We start from the raw sequence: 23884 nt of genomic DNA, 5'->3' as shown, positions 1-23884 counted from the left end.
AACCTTTCTCGCTAGGGCGCCTTATTGATTTCTCGAGAGGTGATTTGAGGCCGTGGCGACTGCCGTGTTTAAGGGGCTTAAGCCCATCGTCTACAATGGCCGTGAGGTTTGGCCGCTGGTTGAGGGCGGCAAGGGTGTTGCGGCGACGAATCATGCGTCGGCCGGCGCGTGGGCCGCTGCTGGCGGGATCGGGACGGTGAGCGCCGTCAACGCCGACAGCTATGATCCCGAGGGGAAGATCGTCCCCCAGGTCTATCGTGCGCTGACGCGGCGTGATCGCCACGAGGAACTGATCGAATACGCCATCGAAGGCGCCGTGCAGCAGGTGGAACGCGCCTGGGAGATCGCCGGCGGCAAGGGCGCGATCAACATCAACGTGCTGTGGGAAATGGGCGGCGCGCAACGCGTGCTGCAAGGCGTCCTGGAGCGGACCCGCGGTATGGTCGCCGGTGTCACCTGCGGCGCGGGCATGCCGTACAAGCTGAGCGAGATCGCCGCTTCGTACAACGTCAATTACCTGCCGATCGTCTCCTCGGGCCGCGCGTTCCGCGCGCTGTGGAAGCGTGCGTATTCCAAGGTGTCCGAGCTGCTGGCGGCGGTAGTCTATGAGGATCCGTGGCTCGCCGGCGGCCACAATGGCCTGTCCAATGCCGAAGATCCGCTGAAGCCGGAGGATCCCTATCCCCGTGTGAAGGCGCTGCGCGAAACGATGCGCGAAGGCGGCATTCCCGATACGACGCCGATCATCATGGCCGGTGGCGTCTGGTATCTGCGCGACTGGAACGACTGGATTGACAATCCCGAACTGGGGACCATCGCTTTCCAGTACGGCACCCGTCCGCTGCTGACGCAGGAAAGCCCCATCCCGCAGGCGTGGAAAGAACGGCTGATGACGATCGACGAGGGCGATGTCCTTCTGCATCGTTTCTCGCCGACCGGCTTCTATTCGTCCGCGGTGCGCAATCCGTTCCTGCGCAGCCTTGAGGCGCGCTCGGAGCGCCAGATCGCCTTCTCTACGCAGGAGGCCGGCGATCACGTCTTCCAGCTCGACGTCGGGGTGAAGGGCAAGAATTTCTGGGTCACGAAGGGTGATCTGCTGCGCGCGCGCGAGTGGTTCGGCCACGGCTTCACCGATGCGCTGAAGACGCCGGACAATACGCTGGTGTTCGTCACGCCGCAGGAGAAGGCGGAAATCCGCAAGGATCAGGCTGATTGCATGGGCTGCCTCAGCCAGTGCCTGTTCTCCAGCTGGGCCGATACCGAAACCAACTCCACTGGTCGGCTCGCCGATCCGCGCAGCTTCTGCATCCAGAAGACGCTGCAGGACATTGCGCACGGCGGCGATACGGAGGCGAACCTGATGTTCGCCGGCCATTCGGCCTATAATTTCAAGCGTGACCCGTTCTATTCCAACGGCTTCGTGCCGACTGTGAAGCAGCTGGTCGATCGCATCCTGACCGGCGACTGATCCGCTTCAGGAATGGTCTGCCCGCACGGGCGCCCGCCATCCATCCTCGTCGCGCCGCCGAACGCGGCCCGACGGGGATGGTGGCAGGTTCGCTGATCAGCCGCAGCGGATCAATTATCGATCGTGCCGACCACGGCACCGGCCGCGCCGCCGACGGCCGCACCCTTCTCCACGCTGCCGCCCGTCGCTGCCGCGACACCTGCGCCGCCAGCGCCGCCGATCGCTGCACCGCGCAGCGTCGAACAGGCCGACGTGCTGATCGCGGTGGCGCCAAGCATCAGCAGAAGAAACGTCTTCTTCATCACATTCTCTCCGATCGTTTGAACGACCGGATAATGCGGCTAACATAGGTTGCGTTCCGGAAAGACACGCAACCTTACATTGCGGGATTTTAGACCCAGCCTTCCAGCACCTGGTCTGGCGGTCGATGACCATCGGCCCACATGCGGATGTTCGCCATCACCTTTTCGCCGGTGGCGAGCCGACCTTCGAAGGTCGCCGATCCCATGTGCGGGGTCATCACGACATTGGGGAGGGCAAGCAGCCGGGGGTCGATCGTCGGTTCATGCTTCCACACGTCCAGCCCCGCGCCGGCCAGTCGCCCCGCCTCCAGCGCATCGATCATCGCATCCTCATCGACGATCCCGCCGCGGCTGGCGTTGATCAGATAGACGTGCGGGCGGAGCAGCGCGATCCGGTCAGCACTGATCAGATTCTCGCTATCGGCGTTGCGCGGCGTGTGGATCGTCAGAATGTCGATGTTGGACAGCATCTCGTCCAGGTTCGGGTGCCATTGCGCCTGCAACTCGGCCTCGACCACCTTCGGTAACCGGTGACGGTTGTGGTAATGGATCGACAGGCCGAACGCGCGCGCACGGCGCGCGACCGCCTGGCCAATCCGCCCCATGCCGACGATGCCCAGCGCCTTGCCGCCGATGCGATGGCCCAGCATTCCGCCCGGGCTCCAGCCCTTCCACTCGCCCGACCGCACAAGTTTCTCGCCCTCCGCGAGCCGCCGGGGCACGGAGACGATCAGCGCCATCGTCATGTCGGCGGTGTCTTCGGTGAGAACGCCGGGCGTGTTGGTGACGATGATGCCGCGGCGGCGGGCGGCCTTCAGATCGATATGGTTCACGCCAGCGCCGAAGTTCGCGATCAGCTTCAGCCGCTCTCCCGCGCCTTCGATCAGCGCCGCGTCGATCGTGTCCACCACTGTCGGCACCAGCACGTCACAATCGGCCATAGCGGCGGCCAGCTGTTCGCGCGTCATCGCCTGATCACCGCGATTGTTGACGGTGTCGAACAGGGCTTCCAGCCGGTCCATGGTGATGTCGGGCAATTCGCGGGTAACGATCACCCGGGGATTGGCGCAGCGGCGAGTATCGACCATGGCAATGGATTGGCGAAGCGCACGGCGGGCGTCAACGATCGGTTGATGCGGCAGGCGTGCGGGCGCTACAGGGGCGGCTTGGTCGACAGGGGTGTATCGATGCGGCGATGGACGGCGGGATGGGTGGCGCTTGCCGCGCTGTTCGGGCTGATGGCCAATGATGTTGCCGCGCAGGCCAAGGACAGGCCGAAACCACCCTATTTCGCCTCGATCGGGGCCGGAAAGGCCCGGATGCGCTCCGGTCCTGGGCGCAGCTATCCGGCCACCTGGCTCTATGTCCGTCCCGATCTGCCGGTGCGCGTCGTCGATATCTTCAAGGAATGGCGCAAGGTGGAGGACCCCGGCGGCACGCAGGGGTGGATGCTGGGATCGCTCGTCAGCAGCACCCGCACTGCGATCGTGCAGGGTTCGGTCGCCGAATTGCGTGACAAGCCCGCCTATGGCGCCCGCATCCTGTGGCGCGCCGAGCCAGGCGTGGTGGGCCGCATCAGCCAGTGCGCGCGCGGCTGGTGCCGGCTCGACGTACGCGGGCAGGCGGGCTTCGTGGAAATCAGCCGCCTATGGGGCGTCGGACAAGAGGAAGTGCTGCCGTGATCGAGGGTTTTGATACCGACGCCTTCGTTACTGCGACGCTGGCGGAGGATCTGGGAGTCGGCCACGACGTCACGTCGGAAGCGGTGATCCCGGCCGACGCGCGCTTCGACGGCGTGATGGCCACAAGGGACGCGATCGCTGTCGCGGGGCTTCCGATCGCCGCAGCCTTCTTCAAGCGTCTCGATCCGGACGCAAGCATCGAAATGCTGGTCAGCGATGGGGCGCAGGTGCCCGCCGGTACGCCGATCATGCGTATCGCCGGCCTGGCCCGCGCGCTGCTGACGGCAGAGCGGTCGGCGCTGAACACGGTTCAGCACCTGTCCGGCATCGCAACGCTGTCCGCGCAATATGTCGATCAGATCCGCGGTACCGGCGCCATCCTTCTGGATACGCGAAAGACGATCCCGGGCCTTCGCCTCCTGGAGAAATACGCCACGCGCATGGGCGGTGCGCAGAACCATCGCATGGGCCTGTGGGATGCGGCGATGATCAAGGATAACCACATTGCGGTGGCCGGCAGCGTTGAAGAGGCCGTGCGTCGCGCGCGCGACGCCGGCGTCGCCGACATCATTGTGGAGGTCGACCGGGTCGAACAGATCGAACCGGCGCTTGCCGCCGGGGCCACGCGGCTGCTGCTCGACAATATGCCGCCCGCCATCCTGCGGGGTGCGGTGACCTTGGTCGGGGGCCGCGTTCCGACCGAAGCGTCGGGCGGAGTCACGCTGCAGACGATCCGTGCGATCGCCGAAACCGGGGTCACCTTTGTCAGCGTCGGACGTCTTACTCAGTCTGCGCCGGCGGCCGACATCGGCCTCGATTTCGCGCTGGCCTGAGGAACGCTGCAGATGATCCGTCCCCTGTCGATCAGCCGCTATGAGCGCCTGTATTTCGCAGCGCTTGCGCTCGGCCTGTTGAGCACGATGCTGGATTGGCCGCAGCGCGTTGCCAGTTTTGCGACTAATCCCGCGCTGGCGGAGATGGGCTGGATCCTGCCCGCATCCGTCATCTTCAACATCGCGCTTCGCCTGCTGCTTTGGTTTTTCACCGCGCGTCAGCCGAGCCTTGCCGCCAAATGGTTTGTCGTCGTTCTGGCGGCGATCGCGTTCGCTATCCTGCTCTTCGGGCTTGTCGCAGTGATCGTTGGCGCGACGCCGTCGATCGCCTCAGCGCTCACCGGGATCGTGTCGGGCGTGCTGTACATCGTGTCCGCGGCCTATCTCTTTCGCCCTGACGCCCGCGAATGGTTCGGCGAACATGCCGTTGAAGAACAGGAGTTTACCGAATGATCCGTGGCTTGGCTCTGGCATTGGCGATGATGCCCGGCGTGGCCGCTGCTCAGGCATATCAATGCTCCGTTCCCGCGGGCGCGGACCTGCGCGTGCGCCCGGACCTGCCGAGCGATAGCGAGCCGCGGCGGCTGCTCCCGATCGGCCATTACACGCTGGCGATCAGCTGGTCGCCGCAGCATTGCCGCACGCCCGAACGCGCGGCGCGCTCCAGCTTCCAGTGCGGCTCGGGTAACCGCTTCGGCTTCGTTCTCCATGGCTTGTGGCCCGACGGGATCGGCAAGGAGTGGCCGCAATATTGCAAGGCGACGCCGCTGATTTCGGAGAGAACGGTGCGTGCCAATCTCTGCGCAACGCCCTCCGCCCAGCTGCTGCAGCATGAATGGGCGAAGCACGGCACCTGCATGCCGGGCGAAAGCCCGGACAGCTATTTCGGCAAGGCAACGTCGCTGTACCGTGAGCTGCGATATCCCAACATGGCCGCGCTTTCGCGGCAGAGCCTGACCGCAGGCAAGCTCGCCACGGCAATCGCGCGGGTGAATCCCGGAATGCGTGCGGACATGATGAAGATCACCACCGATCGGCAGGGTTGGCTGAACGAGGTGTGGATCTGCATGGACAAGAAGTTTCGTTACGCGCGGTGCCCCGCCCATCAGGGCGGCGTGAAGCCCAATGCCCGCGTCCGGATCTGGACCGGCCGCCGCTGACCATCTGATCGCGTCCGCCCCCGGCCACCCCGGGGGCGGGCTCGTTATCGCTTACGTGTCAGCTCGCGCATGGCGTCGTCAAGGCCGGTCAGCGTCAGCGGGTACATTCGGTCATTCATTAACTCACGAATGACCTTCACCGACTGTGAATAGCCCCATTGCGCCTGGGCGATCGGGTTCAGCCAGACGGCGGCGGGATAGGTGGTGGTCAGGCGCTGCATCCACACCGCGCCCGATTCCTCGTTGAAATGTTCAACGGAGCCGCCGGGATGGGTGATCTCGTAGGGGCTCATCGACGCATCGCCGACGAAGACCAGCTTATAATCGTGCGGGAATTTGTGAAGCACGTCCCACATTGGCGTCCGCTCGGAGAAGCGGCGCTTGTTGTCCTTCCACACGCCTTCGTACGGACAGTTGTGGAAGTAGAAGAACTCCAGGTTCTTGAACTCGCTGGTGGCGGCGGAGAACAGTTCCTCGCACAGCTTTACGAACGGATCCATCGATCCACCCACGTCCAGGAACAGCAGCAGCTTCACCGCATTGCGCCGCTCGGCGCGCATGCGGATGTCGAGCCATCCCTGCCGCGCGGTGCCATCGATCGTGCCGTCGATGTCGAGCTCGTCCTGCGCTCCTTCGCGCGCGAACTTGCGCAACCTGCGTAGCGCGATCTTGATGTTGCGGGTGCCGAGTTCCTTGGTGTTGTCGAGGTTCTTGAACTCGCGTTGATCCCAGACCTTCAGCGCGCGCTTCTGCTTGGATTCGCCGCCGACACGGACGCCCTCTGGGTTGTAGCCGGAATTACCAAACGGGCTGGTGCCGCCGGTCCCGACCCACTTGTTGCCGCCTTGATGGCGCTTCTGCTGCTCCTCCAGACGCTTCTTCAGCGTCTCCATGATCTCTTCCCAGGAGCCGAGCGACTTGATCGCTTCCATTTCCTCCGGCGTCAGGAATTTTTCGGAGACGGCCTTCAGCCAATCTTCCGGAATCTGCGCGCCTTCCTGGATGAAGCTGTTTTCGATGCCCTTGAAGACCTTGGCGAACACCTGGTCGAACTTGTCGAGTAGGCCTTCGTCCTTCACGTACACCGAGCGGGAGAGATAGTAGAAATCCTCCGGGGTACGATCAATCACCTCTGCGTCGAGCGCTTCCAGCAGGAGCAGGTGCTCCTTCAGGCTCGCCGGTATCCCCGCGACGCGCAACTCATCGAGGAAGTTGAGGAACATCGGTCATCCGCCCCATCGTTTATCTGCTCTTTCGAACGCTGATGACAGACTTGGCGGCGTGGCGCCAGCATCGGGCGCTGACGAACGGGGTTGTGCACGCTAGAGCGGCCGCCATGCCGACCGTCGCTCCGCTTCCGCCGCCGCCGCCCCTCCGCGCGACCGGCCACTGTCTTCTCTTGGATTTCGATGGCACGCTGGTCGAACTGGTCGACCGACCCGATGGGGTCGTGGTCGATTCAGCCCTGATCGCGCTTCTTCGTCAGCTTGCTGGAACTTTTGCCGGGCGTTTCGCCTTAGTCAGTGGAAGATCGGTGGCGCAGATCGACGGCTTCCTGGGGGATGCTGGCCGCGGGATTGCGGTGGTCGGCAGCCATGGTGCCGAACTGCGGCTCGAGGGTGAGAACATCGCGCCCGATCGTCCGCCCGCTCTGGTCGAGGCGGAGCAGGCGTTCTGCGCGGCTTTCGCGGGCGAAGAGGGGGTTGTGATCGAAGTGAAATCGCTGGGCGTGGCCGTCCATTATCGCATGTCACCGGAGCATGGCGCGGCCGCGCAGCGGCTGGCGGAACGCTATGTCGGGCGCGACGGGCTTGTCCTGCAAACCGGCAAGATGATGGTCGAACTGCGCATCGGAGGCCATGACAAGGGCACCGGGATCGATGCGCTGCTGCGTCATGCGCCGTTCGCCGGGTATGCGCCGGTGTTTGCCGGTGACGATGTCACCGACGAGGCCGGTCTGGCGCTGGTCGCGCAACGCGGCGGGATTGGCGTGCTGGTCGGGTCGCCGCGCGACACCGCGGCGCAGTTTCGATTGAATGACGTGGCGGCCGTACGCTCTTGGTTGGAGAAGGCGGCATGACCGCAACGATGGATTTGTGGCCGATCGGCAATTGCCAAGTTTCCGCGCTGGTTGACCGCGCCGGGCGCTTTGTCTGGGGATGTACCCCGCGTGTGGACGGCGATCCGGCATTCTGCTCGCTGCTTGATGACAAGCCCAAGGCGGGAGACGATGCGTTCGGCTTTTGGGAGATCGATATCGATCGCTGCCGGACGACGACCCAATCGTATCTGCGCAACACCCCGATCCTCGTCACCCGACACGAGGACGAGAGCGGCAATGCGATCGAAGTGATCGATTTCTGCCCGCGCTTTACCCGTAACGGACGGCGCTACCGCCCCGTTGCGTTCGCGCGCATCGTTCGTCCGGTGGCGGGCAGTCCGCGTGTACGCGTGCGGTTGCGACCAGCCGTTACGTGGGGCGCCGCTCGCGCGCAGACCACACGCGGATCGAACCATATCCGCTATCTCCTTGATGACAGCGTGCTTCGGCTGTCGACGACCGCCCCGGTCGGCTGGATCGAGGACGAGCGCATGTTCCGCGTCGAGCGTCCGCTTCATTTCTTCCTCGGCCCGGACGAAAGCTTCGCCGAAGATCTTCACTCCTCGCTCGACAACATGCTGGAGCGGACGATCGAGGAATGGCGCCACTGGGTTCGTGGCCTCGCCACGCCCTATGAATGGCAGGAAGCGGTGATCCGCTCCGCCATCACGCTGAAGCTGTGCCAGCATGAGGAAACGGGTGCGATCGTTGCCGCGCTGACCACCTCCATCCCCGAACACGCCGATTCGCAGCGCAACTGGGACTATCGGTACTGCTGGGTTCGCGACGCTTATTACACGGTTCAGGCGCTCAACCGGCTCGGCGCGCTCGACGTGCTCGAAAGCTATCTCGAATATCTCCGCAACATCGTCGACAATGCGAAGGACGGTCATATCCAGCCGCTCTATGGCGTTGGTGGAGAGGCGACGCTGATCGAGTGGGAGGCGCCGTCACTCTCCGGGTATCGCGGAATGGGGCCCGTCCGCGTCGGCAATTTGGCCTATGAGCAGGTCCAGCACGACGCCTATGGTCAGATCGTCCTGTCCAATGCGCAGGCCTTCTTCGATCATCGCCTGTTGCGTGTCGCCGGGCGCGAGGATTTCGAGGCGCTGGAGCCGATCGGCGAGCGCGCGTGGCAGAAGTACGATCAGCCTGATGCAGGGCTGTGGGAGCTGCGTACCAAAAGCCATGTGCACACCTATTCAGCCGCGATGTGCTGGGCCGCGTGCGATCGCCTGGCCAATGCGGCGTCGGCGCTGGGCTTGGACGAGCGCGCGGACTTCTGGCGCCGGCGGGCGGAAACGATGCGCACACGGATCGAGGAGGCCGCGTGGCGCCCGGATACCGAGCGCATGTCCGCAACGTTCGGTGGCGATGACCTCGACGCCAGCCTGTTGCAGTTGCTGGACCTGCGCTTCCTCTCGCCGGAAGACCCCCGCTTCCGCTCGACGCTTGAGGCGGTGGAGGGCGGCCTACGCCGCGGATCGTACATGTTGCGCTATGCCACCGAGGATGATTTTGGCCTGCCGCACACCGCCTTCAACGTCTGCACCTTTTGGCTGATCGAGGCGCTGCATTTCACCGGGCGTGACGCTGATGCGCGTGAATTGTTTGAAGAGATGCTGGCGCGGTGCACCCCCGCCGGCCTGTTGTCGGAGGATATCGACCCCATTTCGGGCGAACTGTGGGGCAATTATCCCCAGACCTACTCGCTTGTCGGCGTGATCAATTGCGCCGTCCTGCTCAGTAAACCCTGGAGTGCCATACGTTGAGCCGACTGATCGTCATCTCCAACCGAGTTTCTGCGCCAACGCCGCAACAGCCAAGTGCACAAGGGGGGTTGGCGGTCGCGCTGACCGCCGCGCTGCGCGAGGGGGATGGCATATGGTTCGGCTGGTCGGGCGAGACGGGCGAGACGGGTGATCTGAAGTTCGAGACGTTCGACGGCGTCACCTCTGCCACGATCGACCTGCCCGAACAGGACGTCGATGAATATTACGACGGCTACGCCAACCGTACCCTTTGGCCGCTGTTCCACTACCGGCTTGGCCTGACCGAATTCGAGCGAGACTTTCAGGGCGGCTATGAACGGGTGAACCGCCTGTTCGCGGAGGTGATCAGCCCGCATATCGAGCCTGACGATCTGATCTGGGTCCACGATTATCACATGATCCCGCTGGGCTGGCTTCTACGCCAGCAAGGCGTCACCAATCGCCTGGGCTTCTTTCTCCACATCCCCTGGCCGCCAACGGATCTGCTTCACGCCCTGCCGGAACATCGCCGCCTGGTGGAGGCGCTGTTCGCCTATGACGTGATCGGCTTCCACACGCGCGAGTGGCTTGAAACCTTCCACGATTATGTGATGCGCGAGATGGGCGGCACGATCGAGGAGGATGATCGGGTCACGGTGGGTGGCCGCACGATTCGGGCGATCGCCTGCCCAATCGGGATCGATGCGCGGGAATTCATCGCCAGCGCGCAGAGCAGCGATGCGGTGGTGACCCAGGATCGTGTCATAGACAGCCTGAGTGGACGGCGTCTGATCGTCGGTGTCGACCGGCTCGATTATTCCAAGGGGCTGGAGGAGCGGTTCAACGGCTATCTGCGGTTCCTCGATACCCGGCCCGACGCTCATGCGAAGGTCACCATGCTTCAAATCGCGCCGCCGTCGCGCGCCAGCGTGCAGAGCTATCAGGACATTCGCGCCACGCTTGATGCACTGTCGGGTCGGATCAACGGCGCGCATGCGGAGATCGACTGGGTGCCGCTTCGCTACGTGAACCGCGGCCTGCCGCGTAGCGTGCTTGCCGGTGTCTACCGCGCGGCAAAGATCGGGCTGGTGACGCCGCTGCGCGACGGCATGAACCTGGTCGCGAAGGAGTTTGTCGCGGCGCAGGACCCGGCTGATCCGGGTGTGCTGATCCTGTCGCGCTTCGCAGGGGCGGCCGCGCAGCTGACCGGCGCGCTCATCATCAACCCGTACAGCCCGGATGAGATGGCGGATGCGATCGAGCAGGCGCTGAACATGCCACTCGACGAACGGATCGCGCGCTGGCGGCCGATGTTCGACAATGTCGTCAATGAAGACGTCATCTGGTGGCGCAAGCGGTTCACCGACGTGCTAGCGGCCGTCGAGCCGGCGAAGGAAGTCCCCACGCCGCTGTGACGGTGCGTTCTCGCCGCTTGCGCGCAGGGTAGGCGCCGACCCATAGGCGGGCGATGAACCGTTGCGCCGGCACTGCCCTTTGCCTGATCCTGCTGCCCACCGCTGCGCACGCGCAGTCGCTCCCTGATATCGTCGTGACAGGCCGTGGTCTCGACGATCGGCCGGGCGATCGCACCGCCGACGTGGTCACGATCGACGCCGCGCGGATCAGCGCCAATGCCAGCGATCGGCTGGAAAGCGTCCTCGCCGACGTCGCGGGGCTTCAGCAGTTTCGCCGATCCGACTCGCGGTCGGCCAATCCGACCAGTCAGGGTATCTCGCTTCGCGGCATCGGCGGCAACGCATCAAGCCGCGCATTGCTGGTGCTGGACGGCGTACCGCAAGCCGATCCGTTCGGCGGCTGGGTGCCGTTTCCTGCCTATGCGACGGATCGGATCGGCCGCATTCGGGTGACGCGCGGGGGCGGAAGTGGCTATTTCGGACCCGGCGCGCTTGCCGGCACGGTTGAGCTTGAAAGTGCCGATCCGCGCGACCAGCCGGGACTGCTCGGCAGCCTGGCCTATGGCAGCCGCGACTCGCTGGACGCGCAGGCCTCTGGCACCTTCGTGTCTGGGCCCGGCTTCGCCACGGTGTCTGCCGCTTACGCCCGCGGTGACGGGTTCATCCCGGTCATCGCCTCTGCGCGCGGTCCGGCCGACCGCGCCGCTCCCTATGAGCAGGCATCGGCAGCGATCCGCGGCGTCATCAGGGTCGCGCCCGACACGGAACTTCAGGCGAATGTCAGCGGCTTCACCGATCAGCGCGAACGCGGCACTGCCTTCACCGCCAACCGGAGCGAGGGCGCTGACGCCAGCCTGCGCCTGGTAGGGCGCGGCGCGTGGGGATATTCGGCGCTCGCTTATCTCCAGACACGGGCCTTCGCGTCGCAATTTGCCAGCGTTGCGGCAGGGCGGGTGAGCGCGAGCCAGACGCTCGACCAATATAACACCCCCGCCACGGGTATTGGCGCCCGGTTCGAGATCGTTCCACCCGTTGGCAGTGGCCGCGATCTGCGGCTGGGGATCGACGTCCGCGACGTCAGCGGTCAGACGCAGGAAAACTATACCTATGTCGCTGGCGTGCCGACCCGCCGCCGGATCGCGGGCGGCAGCAGCAGGACCGCCGGCATTTTCGCTGACGGCAGCGTGGAGGCCGGAGCGTGGACATTGACGCTCGGTGGTCGTGTCGATCGCTGGCGGATCGCCGACGGGCAGCTGGACGAATATACGCTGGCAACGGGCGTGCCGCTGACTGCCGCTCGCTTTGCTGATCGCAGCGGTACCGAATGGACCGGCCGCGCCGGGCTTGCCTTCGCGCCGGTCGACGCCGTCACGCTGCGCGTAAGCGGTTATCGTGGGTGGCGACTGCCGACCCTGAACGAGCTGTACCGCCCATTCCGTGTCGGCGCCGATGCGACCGCCGCCAATCCGGAACTTGCGCCCGAACGGCTCAGCGGTGTGGATGGTGGCGTCACGATTACCCCAGTCACCAATCTCTCGCTGACGGCCACGGTGTTCTGGAACCGGCTGTCGAACGCCATTGCCAATGTGACGGCGGGGCAGGGGCCTGGCACCTTCCCGGGCGTCGGGTTCGTCAACGGCGCCTATCGCGTGCGGCAGAACCTCGACGCGATCCGGTCGACCGGATTGGAGTTGGATGCCCGGTGGCAGACCGGGCCATTGTTCGCCATCGCCTCATGGAGCCACGTCAATCCGCGGGTCGAAGCATCTGGTCCGGCGGCGGCGCTCGATGGATTGCGCCCCGCGCAGACACCACGCGATCAGCTATCCGGCACGCTCGGGCTGCGGCAGGGACAATGGACTGCCTCCGCCACCGTGCGACACGTCTCCGACCAGTTCGAGGACGATCAGAACGCGCGCGTTCTGGCGCCAGCGACGACCCTCGACGCCTATCTTGCGGTGCCCATCACGACTAGCCTCGCGATCGAGGCACGGGGCGAAAACCTGTTCGACGAACTGGTCGAAGCCGGGATCAGCGGCGCCAACGTGATCGAGCGAGCGACGCCGCGAACGCTGTGGATCGGCTTGCGCTTCCGGCGCTAGCGGCGCCACGCGGTCAGGAGCATTGCGCGGAAACGCTGTCGCGGTCGGCGTCTTCCGCCGTTTCGTGCTGAAGCCCGTCGATCGCGGCGTTGATGCAGTTCATCAGCGATCGGATCACATCGGCGCTTGGCTGATCCTGCTCTGTGACACGACGTTGAAACACGCCGGCGGAGATCGTCTGGATCATCTGTGCCACGCATGCAAAGCGACTCGGTGACACCGTCGCCGGCACCAACAGGCGCAGGGCCGACGTCAGTTCGCCACGCATGCGTTCCTGCACCGTCCGGACGATCTCGGCGGTGCGCTCGTTACGCGACGCCTCGGCCATGATCTCGGCAACGAGCCGCCCGCCCTCCGGATTTTCACAGGCGACGAACTGCTCGATCCACTCGCGCACAGCGGCTGGATCACCGGTCGCACCCGCCGCGCACAGGCCGCGCTCGGACAGGAAATTCTCAAGATCGCGCGCGACGATCTCCGCCACAATCGCTTCCTTGTTGGCAAAATCGCGATAGATCTGCCCCACGGCAATGCCCGACGTCTGCGCAATCTGCGCCATGCCGGTGCCATGGAAGCCGTTCGCCGCAAACGCTTCGCGTGCAGCTTGGATCAATTTCTCCCGTCGTGCGTTTGCCCGCCCGATGCGCAAGCCGGGAAGGGCTGCGCGACACTGTTCGATGATCTCTCTCCTCGACTTGACGCGTTTTCTAGTTCGCAGTAGCAGCAAACGTGAGTGAACGATCACTCACTTTATTTCAGAGAACTATATGGCATTCAAGAGGGTCGCGCTATCAGCCCTGCTGCTGGCGTCGGTGTCCGCCTGCGGTGGGCAGAACGATCAGGGTCAGCAGCAGCAGCAGGCTGGGCCGCCTCAAGTCTCGGTCATCACCGTTCAGCCGCAGGCTGTGACGCTGACCACGACGTTGCCGGGTCGTACAGCCGCGTTTGAAACCTCTGAGGTGCGTCCGCAGGTCAATGGCCTGATCGTCGAGCGCCTGTTCACGGAGGGCGACGCCGTTCGTCGCGGGCAGCCGCTGTTCCGGATCGACCAGCAGCCCTATGTCGCGGCCGTCGCCAGCGCGCGAGCATCGCTGGCGCGCGCCCGCGCTGCCATTGCGTCCAGCGCAGCGCTCCAGCGTCGCTATGGCGAACTGGTGAAGATCAACGCGATCGCGCGGCAGGAATATGAAAACGCGATCACGTCGGCGCAGCAGGCGCAGGCGGATGTCGCGGCGCAACAGGCCGCCTTGCGTTCGGCGCAAATCGATCTTGAGCGCACCACCGTTCGCGCGCCGATCTCGGGCCGCATCGGACGCGCCCTGTCGACGACGGGCGCCCTGGCGACGTCCGGCCAGACCAACCCGCTGACGACCATCCAGCGCCTCGATCCGATCTACGTCGATGTGCCGCAGTCGAGCGCCGACCTGCTGCGGTTGCGGCAGTCGATCGCGGCGGGCGAATTGTCTCGCGGTGGTGGCGCTGCGCGCGTTCGCCTGCGGCTGGACGATGGCTCGCTTTACCCCATCGAGGGCAAGTTGCAGTTCACTGACGTCACGGTTGATCCGACGACGGGCACGCAGACGATCCGCGCCATCTTCCAGAACCCCCGCAGCTTGCTGCTGCCCGGCATGTACGTCCGCGCAGAGCTGGTCGAGGGCACCGAGCCAAATGGCATTCTGGTGCCCCAGCGCGCCGTACAGCGCAACGAAAGTGGTCAGGCAACGGCCATGGTGGTCGGGAAGGACAACAAGGTTGAGCCGCGCATCCTGGTCACCGACCGCACGATCGGCGAGGATTGGCTGGTCACCGGCGGGCTGAAAGCCGGCGATCGCGTTATCGTCGAAGGCGGCGGCGGCATGTTGCGCCCGGGAATGCCGGTAGCGCCCAAGCCGTGGAACCCCAATGCGGCTCCGGCCGGCGTGGGCGCGCCGGGTGGCCGGCCAGGCGGGGCGCCGGGCGCTCAGCCGCAACCCCAAGGCAAGGGGCAGGGTCAGCCACAGCAGGCTGGCCAGCCCGAAGGGCAGCAGAACGCCCCGGCTCAGGCGAAGTAAGCTTACATGGCACGCTATTTCATCGATCGACCCATCTTCGCATGGGTGATCGCGATCGTCCTGATGCTGGCTGGCGTTATCGCCATCCGCAGTCTCCCGGTTGCACAGTTTCCGCAGATCGCGCCGCCCACGGTGTCGATCACCGCGACCTACCCGGGCGCGGACGCCACGACCCTGGAACGCACCACCACGCAGATAATCGAGCAGCAGCTTCGCGGCATCGATAATCTGCGGTATTTTTCGTCATCCTCATCGTCGTCCGGCGTCCTCACCATCACGCTGACGTTCGAACAAGGGACCGATCCTGACATTGCGCAGGTTCAGGTTCAGAACAAATTGCAGGCGGCCACGCCGCTGCTGCCGCAGGAAGTGCAGCAGCAGGGCATCCAGGTTCAGAAATCAGCCGCCAGCTTCCTCGTCATTGTTGGCGTGTATTCGGAAGACGGCTCGCACTCGATCACCGATCTATCGGACATGGTCGTGTCGCGAATGCAGGATCCCGTCAGCCGCCTGAACGGCGTTGGCGAGCTCCAGATCTTCGGCTCGCAATATGCAATGCGGATCTGGGTCGATCCGCTGAAGCTGAACAATTACCAGCTCACGATTGCCGACGTGACGAACGCTATCCGCGCGCAGAATGCGCAGGTTTCGGCCGGTCAGATCGGTGCGCAGCCCGCTCCCAAGGAGCAGATGCTGAACGCGACGGTATCGGTACAGTCACGCCTGCAGACCCCGGAGCAGTTCGGAAAGATTCGGCTGAAGACCGCCGAGAGTGGCGCTGTCGTTCGCCTGGCCGATGTGGCTCGGATCGAGATTGGCGCGGAAAACTACGGCTTCGATACGAAGTTCAACGGCAAGCCGGCGGCAGGTTTCGGCGTTCGTCTGGCGGCAGGTGCCAACGCGCTTGATACCGTCGAGGCGGTGAAGGCCCAGGTGCAGACGATCGCCAAGGACTTCCCGGCCGATGTGAAGGTGGCGTACCCGTTCGACACCACGCCCTTCGTCCGCCTCTCGGTCGAACAGGTGATCCACACGCTCGTCGAGGCGGTCGTCCTCGTGTTCCTGGTGATGTTCCTGTTCCTGCAGAACTGGCGCGCGACGTTGATCCCGACGATCGCCGTGCCGGTCGTTCTGCTGGGCACCTTCGCAATCATGCAGGCGGCGGGCTTCTCCATCAACACGCTGACCTTGTTCGGCATGGTGCTAGCCATCGGTCTATTGGTCGATGACGCCATCGTCGTGGTGGAAAACGTCGAGCGTCTGATCGTGGACGAGGGGCTCAGCCCCAAGGACGCAGCGCGCAAGTCGATGGACGAAATCTCCGGCGCGCTGATCGGCATCGGCATGGTGCTGTCGGCGGTGTTCCTGCCGATGGCGTTCTTCGGCGGATCCACCGGCGTCATTTATCGCCAGTTCTCGATCACCATCGTTTCGGCGATGATCCTGTCGGTGCTGGTGGCGTTGATCCTGACGCCAGCGTTGTGCGCCACGATCCTGAAGCCGCACGATCCGACCAAGCATGAAGGCAACGGGATTTTTGCCCGCTTCTTCCGCTGGTTCAATCGCACCTTTGAAAAGGGCACGATCAAGTACGAGAAGGGCGTGAAGCGGACGGCGCGCAGCTGGAAGCGGTCTATGCTCGTCTATCTGCTGATCGTCGGCGGCATGGTGTTCCTGTTCGCTCGCCTGCCCAGCGCCTTCCTCCCCGATGAAGATCAGGGAACGGTCATTGCCCTCGTGCAGGGGCCGGCGGGTGCCACCACGGCGCGGACCGACAAGGGTCTGGACCTCGTTCGCAATTATTTCCTGGAGCAGCCGGGCGTCCAGTCCGTGTTCACCATCAACGGCTTCAGCTTCGCGGGGCAGGGGCAGAACGCTGGTCTCGCCTTCATCAGCCTGAAGCCGTGGGATGAGCGTCCCGGGATCGACAACAAGGCGCAGACGATCGCGGCCAAGTCGATGGCGGTATTCTCGCAATATCAGGACGGCATGATCTTCGCCCTGGTGCCGCCGGCCGTGCAGGAACTGGGCAATGCGACCGGCTTTGACCTTCAGCTCGTCGACACGGGCGGGATCGGTCATGAAAAGCTGACCCAGCTGCGCAACATGGTGCTTGGCATGGCCATGCAGGACAAGCTGATCGCCCAGGTCCGCCCTCTCAGCCTGGAGGATGCGCCGCAGCTGAAGGTCGATATCGATCAGGACAAGGCGCGTGCGCTTGGACTGGACCTGGCGACGGTGAACTCGACGCTGGCGACCGCGTGGGGCGGATCGTACGTCAACGACTTCATCGATCGCGGTCGCGTGAAGCGGGTCTATGTCCAGGCGGACACGCCCTATCGTGTGCGGCCGGAGGACATCGCGTCCTTCTATGTTCGCAACGATCAGGGGCAGATGGTGCCGTTCACCTCCTTCTCCACGATGAGCTGGACCAACGCGCCAGTGTCGCTGACGCGCTACAATGGCCAGCCGGCGATGCAGTTGCAGGGTGCACCGGCGCCTGGCGTCAGCACCGGCGCCGCGATGAAGGCGATGGAGGAGATCCAGGCGAAACTGCCGCCAGGCACCGCGCTGGAGTGGACCGGGCTGTCGTTCGAGGAACGTCTGTCGGGCGGCCAGGCACCGGCGTTGTACGCCCTGTCGCTGCTCATCGTCTTCCTGTGCCTTGCCGCACTCTATGAGAGCTGGTCAGTGCCGATTGCGGTGATGCTGGTGGTGCCGCTGGGCGTCATCGGAGCGCTGTTGGCCGCGACGCTGACTGGGCTGAACAACGACATCTACCTTCAGGTCGGTCTGATCACCACGATAGGTGTGGCGGCGAAGAACGCGATCCTGATCGTGGAATTTGCGGAAGAACGCATCGCGGAAGGCATGAAGCCGTTCGACGCGGCGGTGGAGGCAGCACGCCTGCGCCTGCGCCCGATCCTCATGACCAGTCTCGCCTTCATCTTTGGCGTGCTGCCGCTGGCACTTTCGACCGGCGCAGGCGCTGGTGGTCAGAATGCGATCGGGCGTTCGGTGGTGGGCGGCATGCTGTCGGCAACGGTGCTGGCGATCTTCCTGGTTCCGACCTTCTTCGTCGTCGTCTCGCGGCTGTTCGGCCACGGGAAGGGCGACGAGGGGGATCAGAACGTCAACAACTACGAACCGTTGCGTGACGAAGGCGACGATGGCGATGCAGATTCAGATCGCGATCGTGGGCCGGCGCCGCAGGGAGCATGATTGAAATGAAGTCCCGTTCCCTCCTGGCGGCGCTCGCCGTCGCCACCGCCCTGTCCGGCTGCAACCTGGCACCGAAATATGTGCGCCCCGTCGGCGCGGCCCCGGCCACCTTGCCCGAAGGCGGTGTGTATCCGCGCGCCGCGACCGACGCGCCGGACATCACGCAGATCGGCTGGCGGGACTTCTTCCTCGATCCCCGCCTTCAGCAAGTGATCGAAGCCGGGCTGGCCAATAATCGTGACCTGCGGATTGCCGCGGGCAACGTGCTCCAGGCACGCGCGCAATATGGTATTCAGCGCGCCAGCCAGGTGCCGAACACGACCATTTCCGGCTCGGGCACCTATACCAACAACGCCTTCGGTGCGGCCGGTGGCGGCATGGGCGCTGGTGGCGCGGCTGGCGGGATAGGCGCTGGGACCGGCACAGGCACTGGCACCGGGACTGGAACCGGTACTGGCACTGGCACTGGAACCGGCGGTGTCGGGGGCGGTACGGGCGTTGGTGCAGGAGCTGGCGCTGGCGCCGTTGGTGGCGGCATCGGGTCCGCTTCTTCCAATCTGGAATTCTATTCGGTCAACGCCGGGTTCTCGCAGTTTGAGCTCGACCTGTTCGGGCGGGTGCAAAATCTGTCACGCGCGGCGCTGGAGCAGTATTTCGCCTCGGAGGAGGCGCAGCGTGCCGCGCGGATCAGCCTGATTGCCGAAATCGCCAACGCCTGGCTGCGCATGGCGGCGGATCAGGAACAGCTGCGGATCAGTCGCGAAACGCTGAAGGCGTTCGAGCAATCGCTGGAACTCACCCGGGCGCAGTTCCGGATCGGTGTCGCTTCCGAACTTGAGGCGCGGCAGGCAGAAACCAATTATCAGGCGGCGCGGAACGATATTGCGACGCTGCAGACTCAGGTGGCGCGTGATCAGAACGCGCTGAACCTGCTGGTTGGGGCTACCGTTCCGGCCGATCAGCTGCCGACCAATCTCGGCAGCGGCCCTGTCACGCGCGATGCCCTGCCGGGTGATTTGTCATCTGAGGTTCTGCTGCGGCGTCCCGACGTGCTTCAGGCGGAACATCAGCTGATCGCGCAGAATGCCAATATCGGTGCGGCGCGCGCAGCGTTCTTCCCGCGCATCTCGCTGACCGCCACGATCGGGACGATCTCGACCGCGCTGTCGGGTTTGTTCGGCGGCGGCAGCTTCACCTATAATGCGGCGCCGTCGGTGGCGTTGCCGCTGTTCGACGGCGGGCGCAACGCGGCGAATCTCGATTATGCCAAGGCGTCGCAGCAAGTGGCGGTGGCGACCTATGAGCGGGCAATCCAGTCGGCCTTCCGCGAGGTGTCCGACGCGCTCGCGCAGCGTGGCACGATCGAGGAGCAGGTCTCGGCGCAAACGGCGCGGGCAGAGGCTGCATCGGTCGCAGCGCGGCTGTCCGACGCCCGCTACCGCGCCGGGGTGGATTCGTTCCTCGTTGCGCTGGATGCGCAGCGCACCGCTTATGCTGCACAACAGCAACTTGTGACAACGCGGCTGGCGCGTGGAAGCAATCTTGTGGAACTCTATCGCGCTCTGGGTGGTGGATTAAACTAAGAGCTTTGCCTCTTGGAACGTTTTTGTTACTCTCCCGTACTTAGGATGAGGAGAGAGCCAATGACGCCACAAGAGCGCGCGGGCGACGAATCCCTGGTGATCTTGCAAAGCCTGCTTTGCTTGCTCCGGGAAAAAAACGTTCTGACCCGAGCAGATATAGAAACCCTGACCGATAGAGTGTCGATGCGCGCGAGCCAGGCAGAGCGCGATCCGATCCCCTGCTGTGCAGAGGCGGCGCGCAATGCGGCGCAGGAGATGGCGAAGATCTCCAGCTACATCGGCCCGCATTACGGCGGGAAGCACCGGCGGAGCTGATTAGTCGATTGCCATAGTCGCTTGCCCGCGAACCGAATCGCGGGCAGCACGTTAGCATGTCGATGAAGCTTTTCCACGTAAGCGATGTGCACTTCGGCGCGGAGGATCCCGCCGCGCTCGGCTGGTTCGCGCAGTGCGTTGCCGACGAGTCGCCCGATGCGGTGATCATGACCGGCGACCTCACGATGCGCGCCCGTCGCCATGAATTCGACGCCGGTGGCAAATGGCTGATGTCGCTGGGCGTTCCGGTGACGATCGAGGTCGGCAACCACGATCTACCCTATTATTGGGATCCGCTCCGCCGGCTGTTCAGCCCCTATAAGCGCTATGGCGCGGCCGAACGGCTGATCGAAAAGACGCTCGATCTGCCCGGGGTGACGATCGTCCCGCTCAAGACCACCGCGCGCGCGCAGTTGCGGCTGAATTGGTCGAAGGGTCACGTCAGCCGCGGATCGTTGCAGAGCACGCTGGATCTGATCGCGGCCGCCCCGCGCGACAATCTCATCTTCGTCGCTGGCCATCACCCGCTGATCGAGGGTGGCACTCGCGGCACGGCCAAGACTCGCAATGGTGATCAGGCGCTCAAGGCGTTGGCGGAGGCGGGCGCCCACGCTGTCCTGTCGGGCCATGTCCACGACCCGTTCGACAAACCAGTGACGGTGGGTGACTGGACGGTGCGGATGATTGGCGCGGGCACGCTGTCCAAGAGGCTGCGATCATCCCCACCGGCCTTCAACGAAATCCGGATCGACAACGGCCGTTTCGAAACGCTCGCGCGCACGTTGTCGCCAGAGCCCAAGCATCCGATCAGCGCCACTTCGGAGAGCGGCCCCACTGCTTAGCTTGATCCTCGCGCGCCTGGCATGCGCGCCATGAAAAAGGCCGCTGGCGCCCGGGGGAGCCAGCGGCCTTTCGTCTGATCGCGAGGGCCGTGAAGCCCTCAAGCGATTAGTTGGCGGTCACCACCGAGACCGAGCCACCCTGTGGCGCGCGGAAGGCGACCGGGGCGCCGCCCACGTTGCCACGAACCTTCTCACCGTCGATCACGAGGCGGAAGCGATCACCACCGATGCGGCGGCCAGTGATCACAGTGGCGCCCTCGCGGCCTTCGCTCGTCTTGTAGACGTAGGTCTGGTTCTCGTGCTGGAAGGTCTTTTCGTCCTCTGCCAGCGCAGCAAGCGGCGCCATGGCGGTCAGGAAAGCGGCGGTCATGATGAGCTTGCGCATGGTCAAATTCCTCGGTTCAAAACCAAATCTGTTCGCAAGTGCACAATAATTGCCGCAACGCACCATCGAAAGCGCAAAGAATGATAACGCGATTGCAGCCCACGCAATCGTTCGGCGATTTGTCCGCGTGGCCGCATTGGTCTATCGCGCGCGTCTTCACGAACACGATTGGTTGTCATGACGCTCTACTCCCGTTTCGCCGCTTACGTTGACGCTGCGCTCGACACGCTGGAGGCTGCTGGTGATCTGCCCGCGGGCATCGATCGTCGCGCCGTGACGGTCGAGCCGCCGCGCGACAGCAGTCATGGTGATCTTGCTACCAACGCCGCGATGGTTCTGGCAAAGGCAGCCAAGACGAACCCGCGCGCGCTGGCGGAGAAAATCGCCGCTGCGTTGCAGCAGCTGGATGAGGTGGCTGCGGTAGAGATCGCCGGCCCCGGCTTCATCAACCTTCGCCTGATCGACGACAGCTGGCGTTCCGAGCTTTCCGCCATCCATGATCGCGGCGCTGACTATGGCCGCTCGACCGCGGGGCAGGGCACCACCGTCAATATCGAATATGTGTCCGCCAACCCCACCGGGCCGATGCACATGGGGCATTGCCGTGGCGCGGTGGTCGGCGACGCTCTGGCCGCGCTGTTGGAGTTCGCGGGAAATCGCGTCATCCGCGAATATTACGTCAACGATGCCGGCGGCCAGGTCGACGTGCTCGCCCGCTCGGCGCATCTGCGGTACCGCGAGGCGCTGGGTCAGGACATCGGCGCTATTCCGGAGGGGCTGTACCCCGGCGACTATCTGGTGCCCGTCGGTCAGCAGCTCGCCCAGGAGTTCGGCGATCGCTACGCCGCCGCGCCCGAGGCAGAATGGCTTGCCCTGTTCCGTACGCGCACCGTCGATGCGATGCTGGTGCTGATCAAGGCTGACCTGGCACTGCTCGGTATCCACCACGACGTCTTCTCGTCCGAGGCGGAGCTTCAGGCGGCGGGGAAGCCCGAGGCTGCGGAGGCATGGTTGCGTGCGCGTGATCTGGTGTACGATGGCACGCTTGAAGCACCAAAGGGGGAAACCCCCGACGATTGGGAGCCGGTCGAACTGCCGCTGTTCCGCTCGACGCGCTTTGGTGACGATCAGGATCGCCCGATCAAGAAGTCGAACGGCCAGTGGACCTATTTCGGCGCCGATCTCGCCTATCACTTCCAGAAAGCGCAGACCGCGGACGCGTTGATCGACATCTGGGGCGCTGATCACGCCGGCACCGTGAAGCGGATCCAGGCCGCAGTCGCCGCGCTGACCGAGGGGCGCACCCGCTTCGACGTGAAGCTGGTGCAGATGGTTCGCCTTCTGCGCGGCGGTGAGCCGGTGAAGATGTCGAAGCGCGCCGGCAATTTCGTCACGCTGGCTGATGTGGTGCGCGAAGTTGGCAAGGACGTCGTCCGCTTCACCATGCTGACGCGCCGCTCGGACGCGCAGATGGATTTCGACTTCGCCAAGGTGGTCGAGGCGTCGAAGGACAATCCCGTCTTCTACGTTCAATATGCCCATGCGCGCGTTGCGTCGCTCCGCCGGCGCGCGGTTGAGGCAGGCATTGACCTGTCCAATCCCGACGTGTCCCGGCTTGATACGGAGGAGCTCGCGCTGGTGCAGCTCGCAGCGCAGTTCCCGCGGGTTGTGGAAACGGCGGCGGCGGCCCGGGAGCCGCACCGAATTGCTTTCTATCTGTATGACTTGGCAGCTGCCTTTCACGCCTTGTGGAATGTTGGTAATGATCGGCCGGATCGGCGCTTCCTGGTGCCGGACGATGCGGGCATCACGGCCGCGCGTCTGTTCTTGGCGGAAGGCGTCGGACAAATTATCCGCAACGGTCTCTCCATCATGGGCGTGGAGGCGGTCTCGGAGATGTAATTCATGGCGAGCGAGGAATTCGATCTCAGGAATGAGGACCGGCTTCCGTGGCTTGAAACGGTCGAGCCGGACGAGCCTGAGGGGCCGGGGGTCCTGCGCGTCCTGCTGCTTGTCGCCGTGGGGCTGGTGCTCCTCGCCGCCATCGTCTTTGCCGTGTTCAGCTTTCAGACGCGCACGCCTGATGGCCAGGGCGAGCTGATCGCTGCCCAGCCCGGCGACTATAAGATCCGGCCGGACGATCCCGGCGGGCTGAAGGTCGACGGGGAGGGCGATTCGGCGATTGCCGCCAGCGCCGGTGCCAGCGCGACCGCGGCAATTGACCTGAAGGCTGTTCCGGAAGCACCGATCGCTGGCCGTGTGGCCAATGCACCGGCGCCGGCCGTTGACGGAAGCGCGCGTACCGTCGCTGAAGTGCCGGGCTCGGGTGGCCGTCTGGTCGCCGCAGCGCCGATGGCGACTCCGAAAAAGGCCATCCCGGGCGCCAACTCCGGCGGCTCCCTGGTTCAGTTGGGCGCTTTTCCGAGCGAGGCTGCGGCGAACGCGGCCTGGAGCGCGATCGCCAAGCGCTTCGCCTATGTCGCGACGCTGGGGAAGACCGTTCAGCCCGCCGAAGTGAATGGCAAGAAGGTGTACCGGCTGAAGGTGAATGCCGGCAGTGCCGACGCCGCCGGCGATCTGTGTGGCCGTCTGACGGTTGCCGGGGAAAAGTGCTTCGTCACCAGCTGACGGACGCGGTTCTGCCAGCGTTACATCGCGTAGTCGCCGGGGTG

The 23884-nt window shown here is 64.6% G+C and carries 21 protein-coding genes; 16 read left to right on the top strand and 5 right to left on the bottom strand.

The features are described from left to right. Nucleotides 1–64 precede the first annotated feature (64 nt). Nucleotides 65–1468, top strand: coding sequence for a nitronate monooxygenase (locus K0S66_RS11055; RefSeq protein WP_301075447.1), 1404 nt, complete (start codon nt 65–67; stop codon nt 1466–1468). A gap of 110 nt (nt 1469–1578) precedes the next feature. Here the strand turns inward: K0S66_RS11055 and K0S66_RS11050 are convergent, their stop codons facing one another. Further along, nucleotides 1579–1770, bottom strand: coding sequence for a hypothetical protein (locus tag K0S66_RS11050; RefSeq protein ID WP_301075446.1), 192 nt, complete (start codon nt 1768–1770; stop codon nt 1579–1581). 89 nt (nt 1771–1859) lie between these two features. Continuing rightward, nucleotides 1860–2858 (bottom strand): D-glycerate dehydrogenase, encoded by a 999-nt coding sequence (locus K0S66_RS11045; protein WP_301075445.1) that lies wholly within the window; start codon nt 2856–2858, stop codon nt 1860–1862. 150 nt (nt 2859–3008) lie between these two features. On the opposite strand from K0S66_RS11045, the gene K0S66_RS11040 reads away from it, so the two are divergent. Genes K0S66_RS11040 through K0S66_RS11025 form a run of 4 tightly spaced genes read left to right on the top strand, consistent with a single transcriptional unit; the run spans nt 3009 to nt 5445 of the window. Continuing rightward, the gene (locus K0S66_RS11040) at nt 3009–3452 is read left to right on the top strand and encodes an SH3 domain-containing protein (RefSeq protein WP_301075525.1); all 444 of its coding nucleotides are present in this window, start codon (nt 3009–3011) and stop codon (nt 3450–3452) included. Continuing rightward, nucleotides 3419–4285, top strand: a complete 867-nt coding sequence (gene nadC / locus K0S66_RS11035) for a carboxylating nicotinate-nucleotide diphosphorylase (protein WP_301075444.1) — start codon at nt 3419–3421, stop codon at nt 4283–4285. Before K0S66_RS11040 ends, nadC begins: the two co-directional genes overlap by 34 nt. Before the next feature lie 12 nt (nt 4286–4297). After that, nucleotides 4298–4738 (top strand): hypothetical protein, encoded by a 441-nt coding sequence (locus K0S66_RS11030; RefSeq protein WP_301075443.1) that lies wholly within the window; start codon nt 4298–4300, stop codon nt 4736–4738. Further along, a complete protein-coding gene (locus tag K0S66_RS11025) occupies nt 4735–5445 on the top strand; it encodes a ribonuclease T2 (RefSeq protein ID WP_301075442.1) in 711 nt (236 codons plus the stop codon). The genes K0S66_RS11030 and K0S66_RS11025 overlap by 4 nt, the downstream gene beginning before the upstream one ends. Before the next feature lie 44 nt (nt 5446–5489). Here the strand turns inward: K0S66_RS11025 and K0S66_RS11020 are convergent, their stop codons facing one another. Continuing rightward, nucleotides 5490–6668 carry a VWA domain-containing protein gene (locus K0S66_RS11020; protein ID WP_301075441.1) on the bottom strand — a complete coding sequence of 393 codons (1179 nt, stop codon included), beginning with the start codon at nt 6666–6668 and terminating at the stop codon, nt 5490–5492. 113 nt (nt 6669–6781) lie between these two features. On the opposite strand from K0S66_RS11020, the gene otsB reads away from it, so the two are divergent. Genes otsB through K0S66_RS11000 form a run of 4 tightly spaced genes read left to right on the top strand, consistent with a single transcriptional unit; the run spans nt 6782 to nt 12814 of the window. Continuing rightward, the gene (gene otsB / locus K0S66_RS11015) at nt 6782–7525 is read left to right on the top strand and encodes a trehalose-phosphatase (RefSeq protein WP_301075440.1); all 744 of its coding nucleotides are present in this window, start codon (nt 6782–6784) and stop codon (nt 7523–7525) included. Continuing rightward, a complete protein-coding gene (locus K0S66_RS11010) occupies nt 7522–9318 on the top strand; it encodes a glycoside hydrolase family 15 protein (protein ID WP_301075439.1) in 1797 nt (598 codons plus the stop codon). The genes otsB and K0S66_RS11010 overlap by 4 nt, the downstream gene beginning before the upstream one ends. Continuing rightward, entirely contained in the window at nt 9315–10712 is a 1398-nt protein-coding gene (locus K0S66_RS11005; protein WP_301075438.1) for a trehalose-6-phosphate synthase, read from the top strand. Before K0S66_RS11010 ends, K0S66_RS11005 begins: the two co-directional genes overlap by 4 nt. A gap of 53 nt (nt 10713–10765) precedes the next feature. Further along, on the top strand, nt 10766–12814 hold the full coding sequence (locus tag K0S66_RS11000; protein WP_301075437.1) for a TonB-dependent receptor: 2049 nt from the start codon (nt 10766–10768) through the stop codon (nt 12812–12814). A gap of 13 nt (nt 12815–12827) precedes the next feature. Here K0S66_RS11000 and K0S66_RS10995 read toward each other — a convergent pair whose 3' ends face one another. After that, nucleotides 12828–13427 carry a TetR/AcrR family transcriptional regulator gene (locus tag K0S66_RS10995; protein WP_301075436.1) on the bottom strand — a complete coding sequence of 200 codons (600 nt, stop codon included), beginning with the start codon at nt 13425–13427 and terminating at the stop codon, nt 12828–12830. Between the two features lie 154 nt (nt 13428–13581). Between K0S66_RS10995 and K0S66_RS10990 the strand changes: the two genes are divergently transcribed. From K0S66_RS10990 to K0S66_RS10970, 5 genes are all read left to right on the top strand, one after another. Continuing rightward, a complete protein-coding gene (locus K0S66_RS10990) occupies nt 13582–14865 on the top strand; it encodes an efflux RND transporter periplasmic adaptor subunit (protein WP_301075435.1) in 1284 nt (427 codons plus the stop codon). 6 nt (nt 14866–14871) lie between these two features. Then, a complete protein-coding gene (locus K0S66_RS10985) occupies nt 14872–18087 on the top strand; it encodes an efflux RND transporter permease subunit (RefSeq protein WP_301075433.1) in 3216 nt (1071 codons plus the stop codon). Between the two features lie 5 nt (nt 18088–18092). Beyond that, nucleotides 18093–19670: an efflux transporter outer membrane subunit gene (locus K0S66_RS10980; RefSeq protein ID WP_301075432.1), complete on the top strand. Its 1578-nt coding sequence runs from the start codon at nt 18093–18095 to the stop codon at nt 19668–19670. Between the two features lie 60 nt (nt 19671–19730). Then, on the top strand, nt 19731–19985 hold the full coding sequence (locus K0S66_RS10975; RefSeq protein ID WP_301075431.1) for a hypothetical protein: 255 nt from the start codon (nt 19731–19733) through the stop codon (nt 19983–19985). Nucleotides 19986–20047: 62 nt separating this feature from the next. Continuing rightward, entirely contained in the window at nt 20048–20827 is a 780-nt protein-coding gene (locus K0S66_RS10970; RefSeq protein ID WP_301075430.1) for a metallophosphoesterase, read from the top strand. A 106-nt stretch (nt 20828–20933) separates the two neighbouring features. Here K0S66_RS10970 and K0S66_RS10965 read toward each other — a convergent pair whose 3' ends face one another. Next, nucleotides 20934–21212, bottom strand: a complete 279-nt coding sequence (locus tag K0S66_RS10965; RefSeq protein WP_301075429.1) for a hypothetical protein — start codon at nt 21210–21212, stop codon at nt 20934–20936. 177 nt (nt 21213–21389) lie between these two features. On the opposite strand from K0S66_RS10965, the gene argS reads away from it, so the two are divergent. Continuing rightward, nucleotides 21390–23114: an arginine--tRNA ligase gene (gene argS / locus K0S66_RS10960; protein ID WP_301075428.1), complete on the top strand. Its 1725-nt coding sequence runs from the start codon at nt 21390–21392 to the stop codon at nt 23112–23114. Between the two features lie 3 nt (nt 23115–23117). Continuing rightward, complete coding sequence (locus tag K0S66_RS10955) at nt 23118–23840, top strand: SPOR domain-containing protein (protein ID WP_301075427.1); 723 nt, start codon at nt 23118–23120, stop codon at nt 23838–23840. The last annotated feature ends 44 nt before the right edge of the window (nt 23841–23884 follow it).

The organism is Sphingomonas sp. (assembly GCF_029239295.1).
GTDB lineage: Bacteria > Pseudomonadota > Alphaproteobacteria > Sphingomonadales > Sphingomonadaceae > Sphingomonas.
The sequence above is the reverse complement of the archived record's forward strand: the minus strand, read 5'-3'. Positions and strand labels throughout refer to the sequence as shown.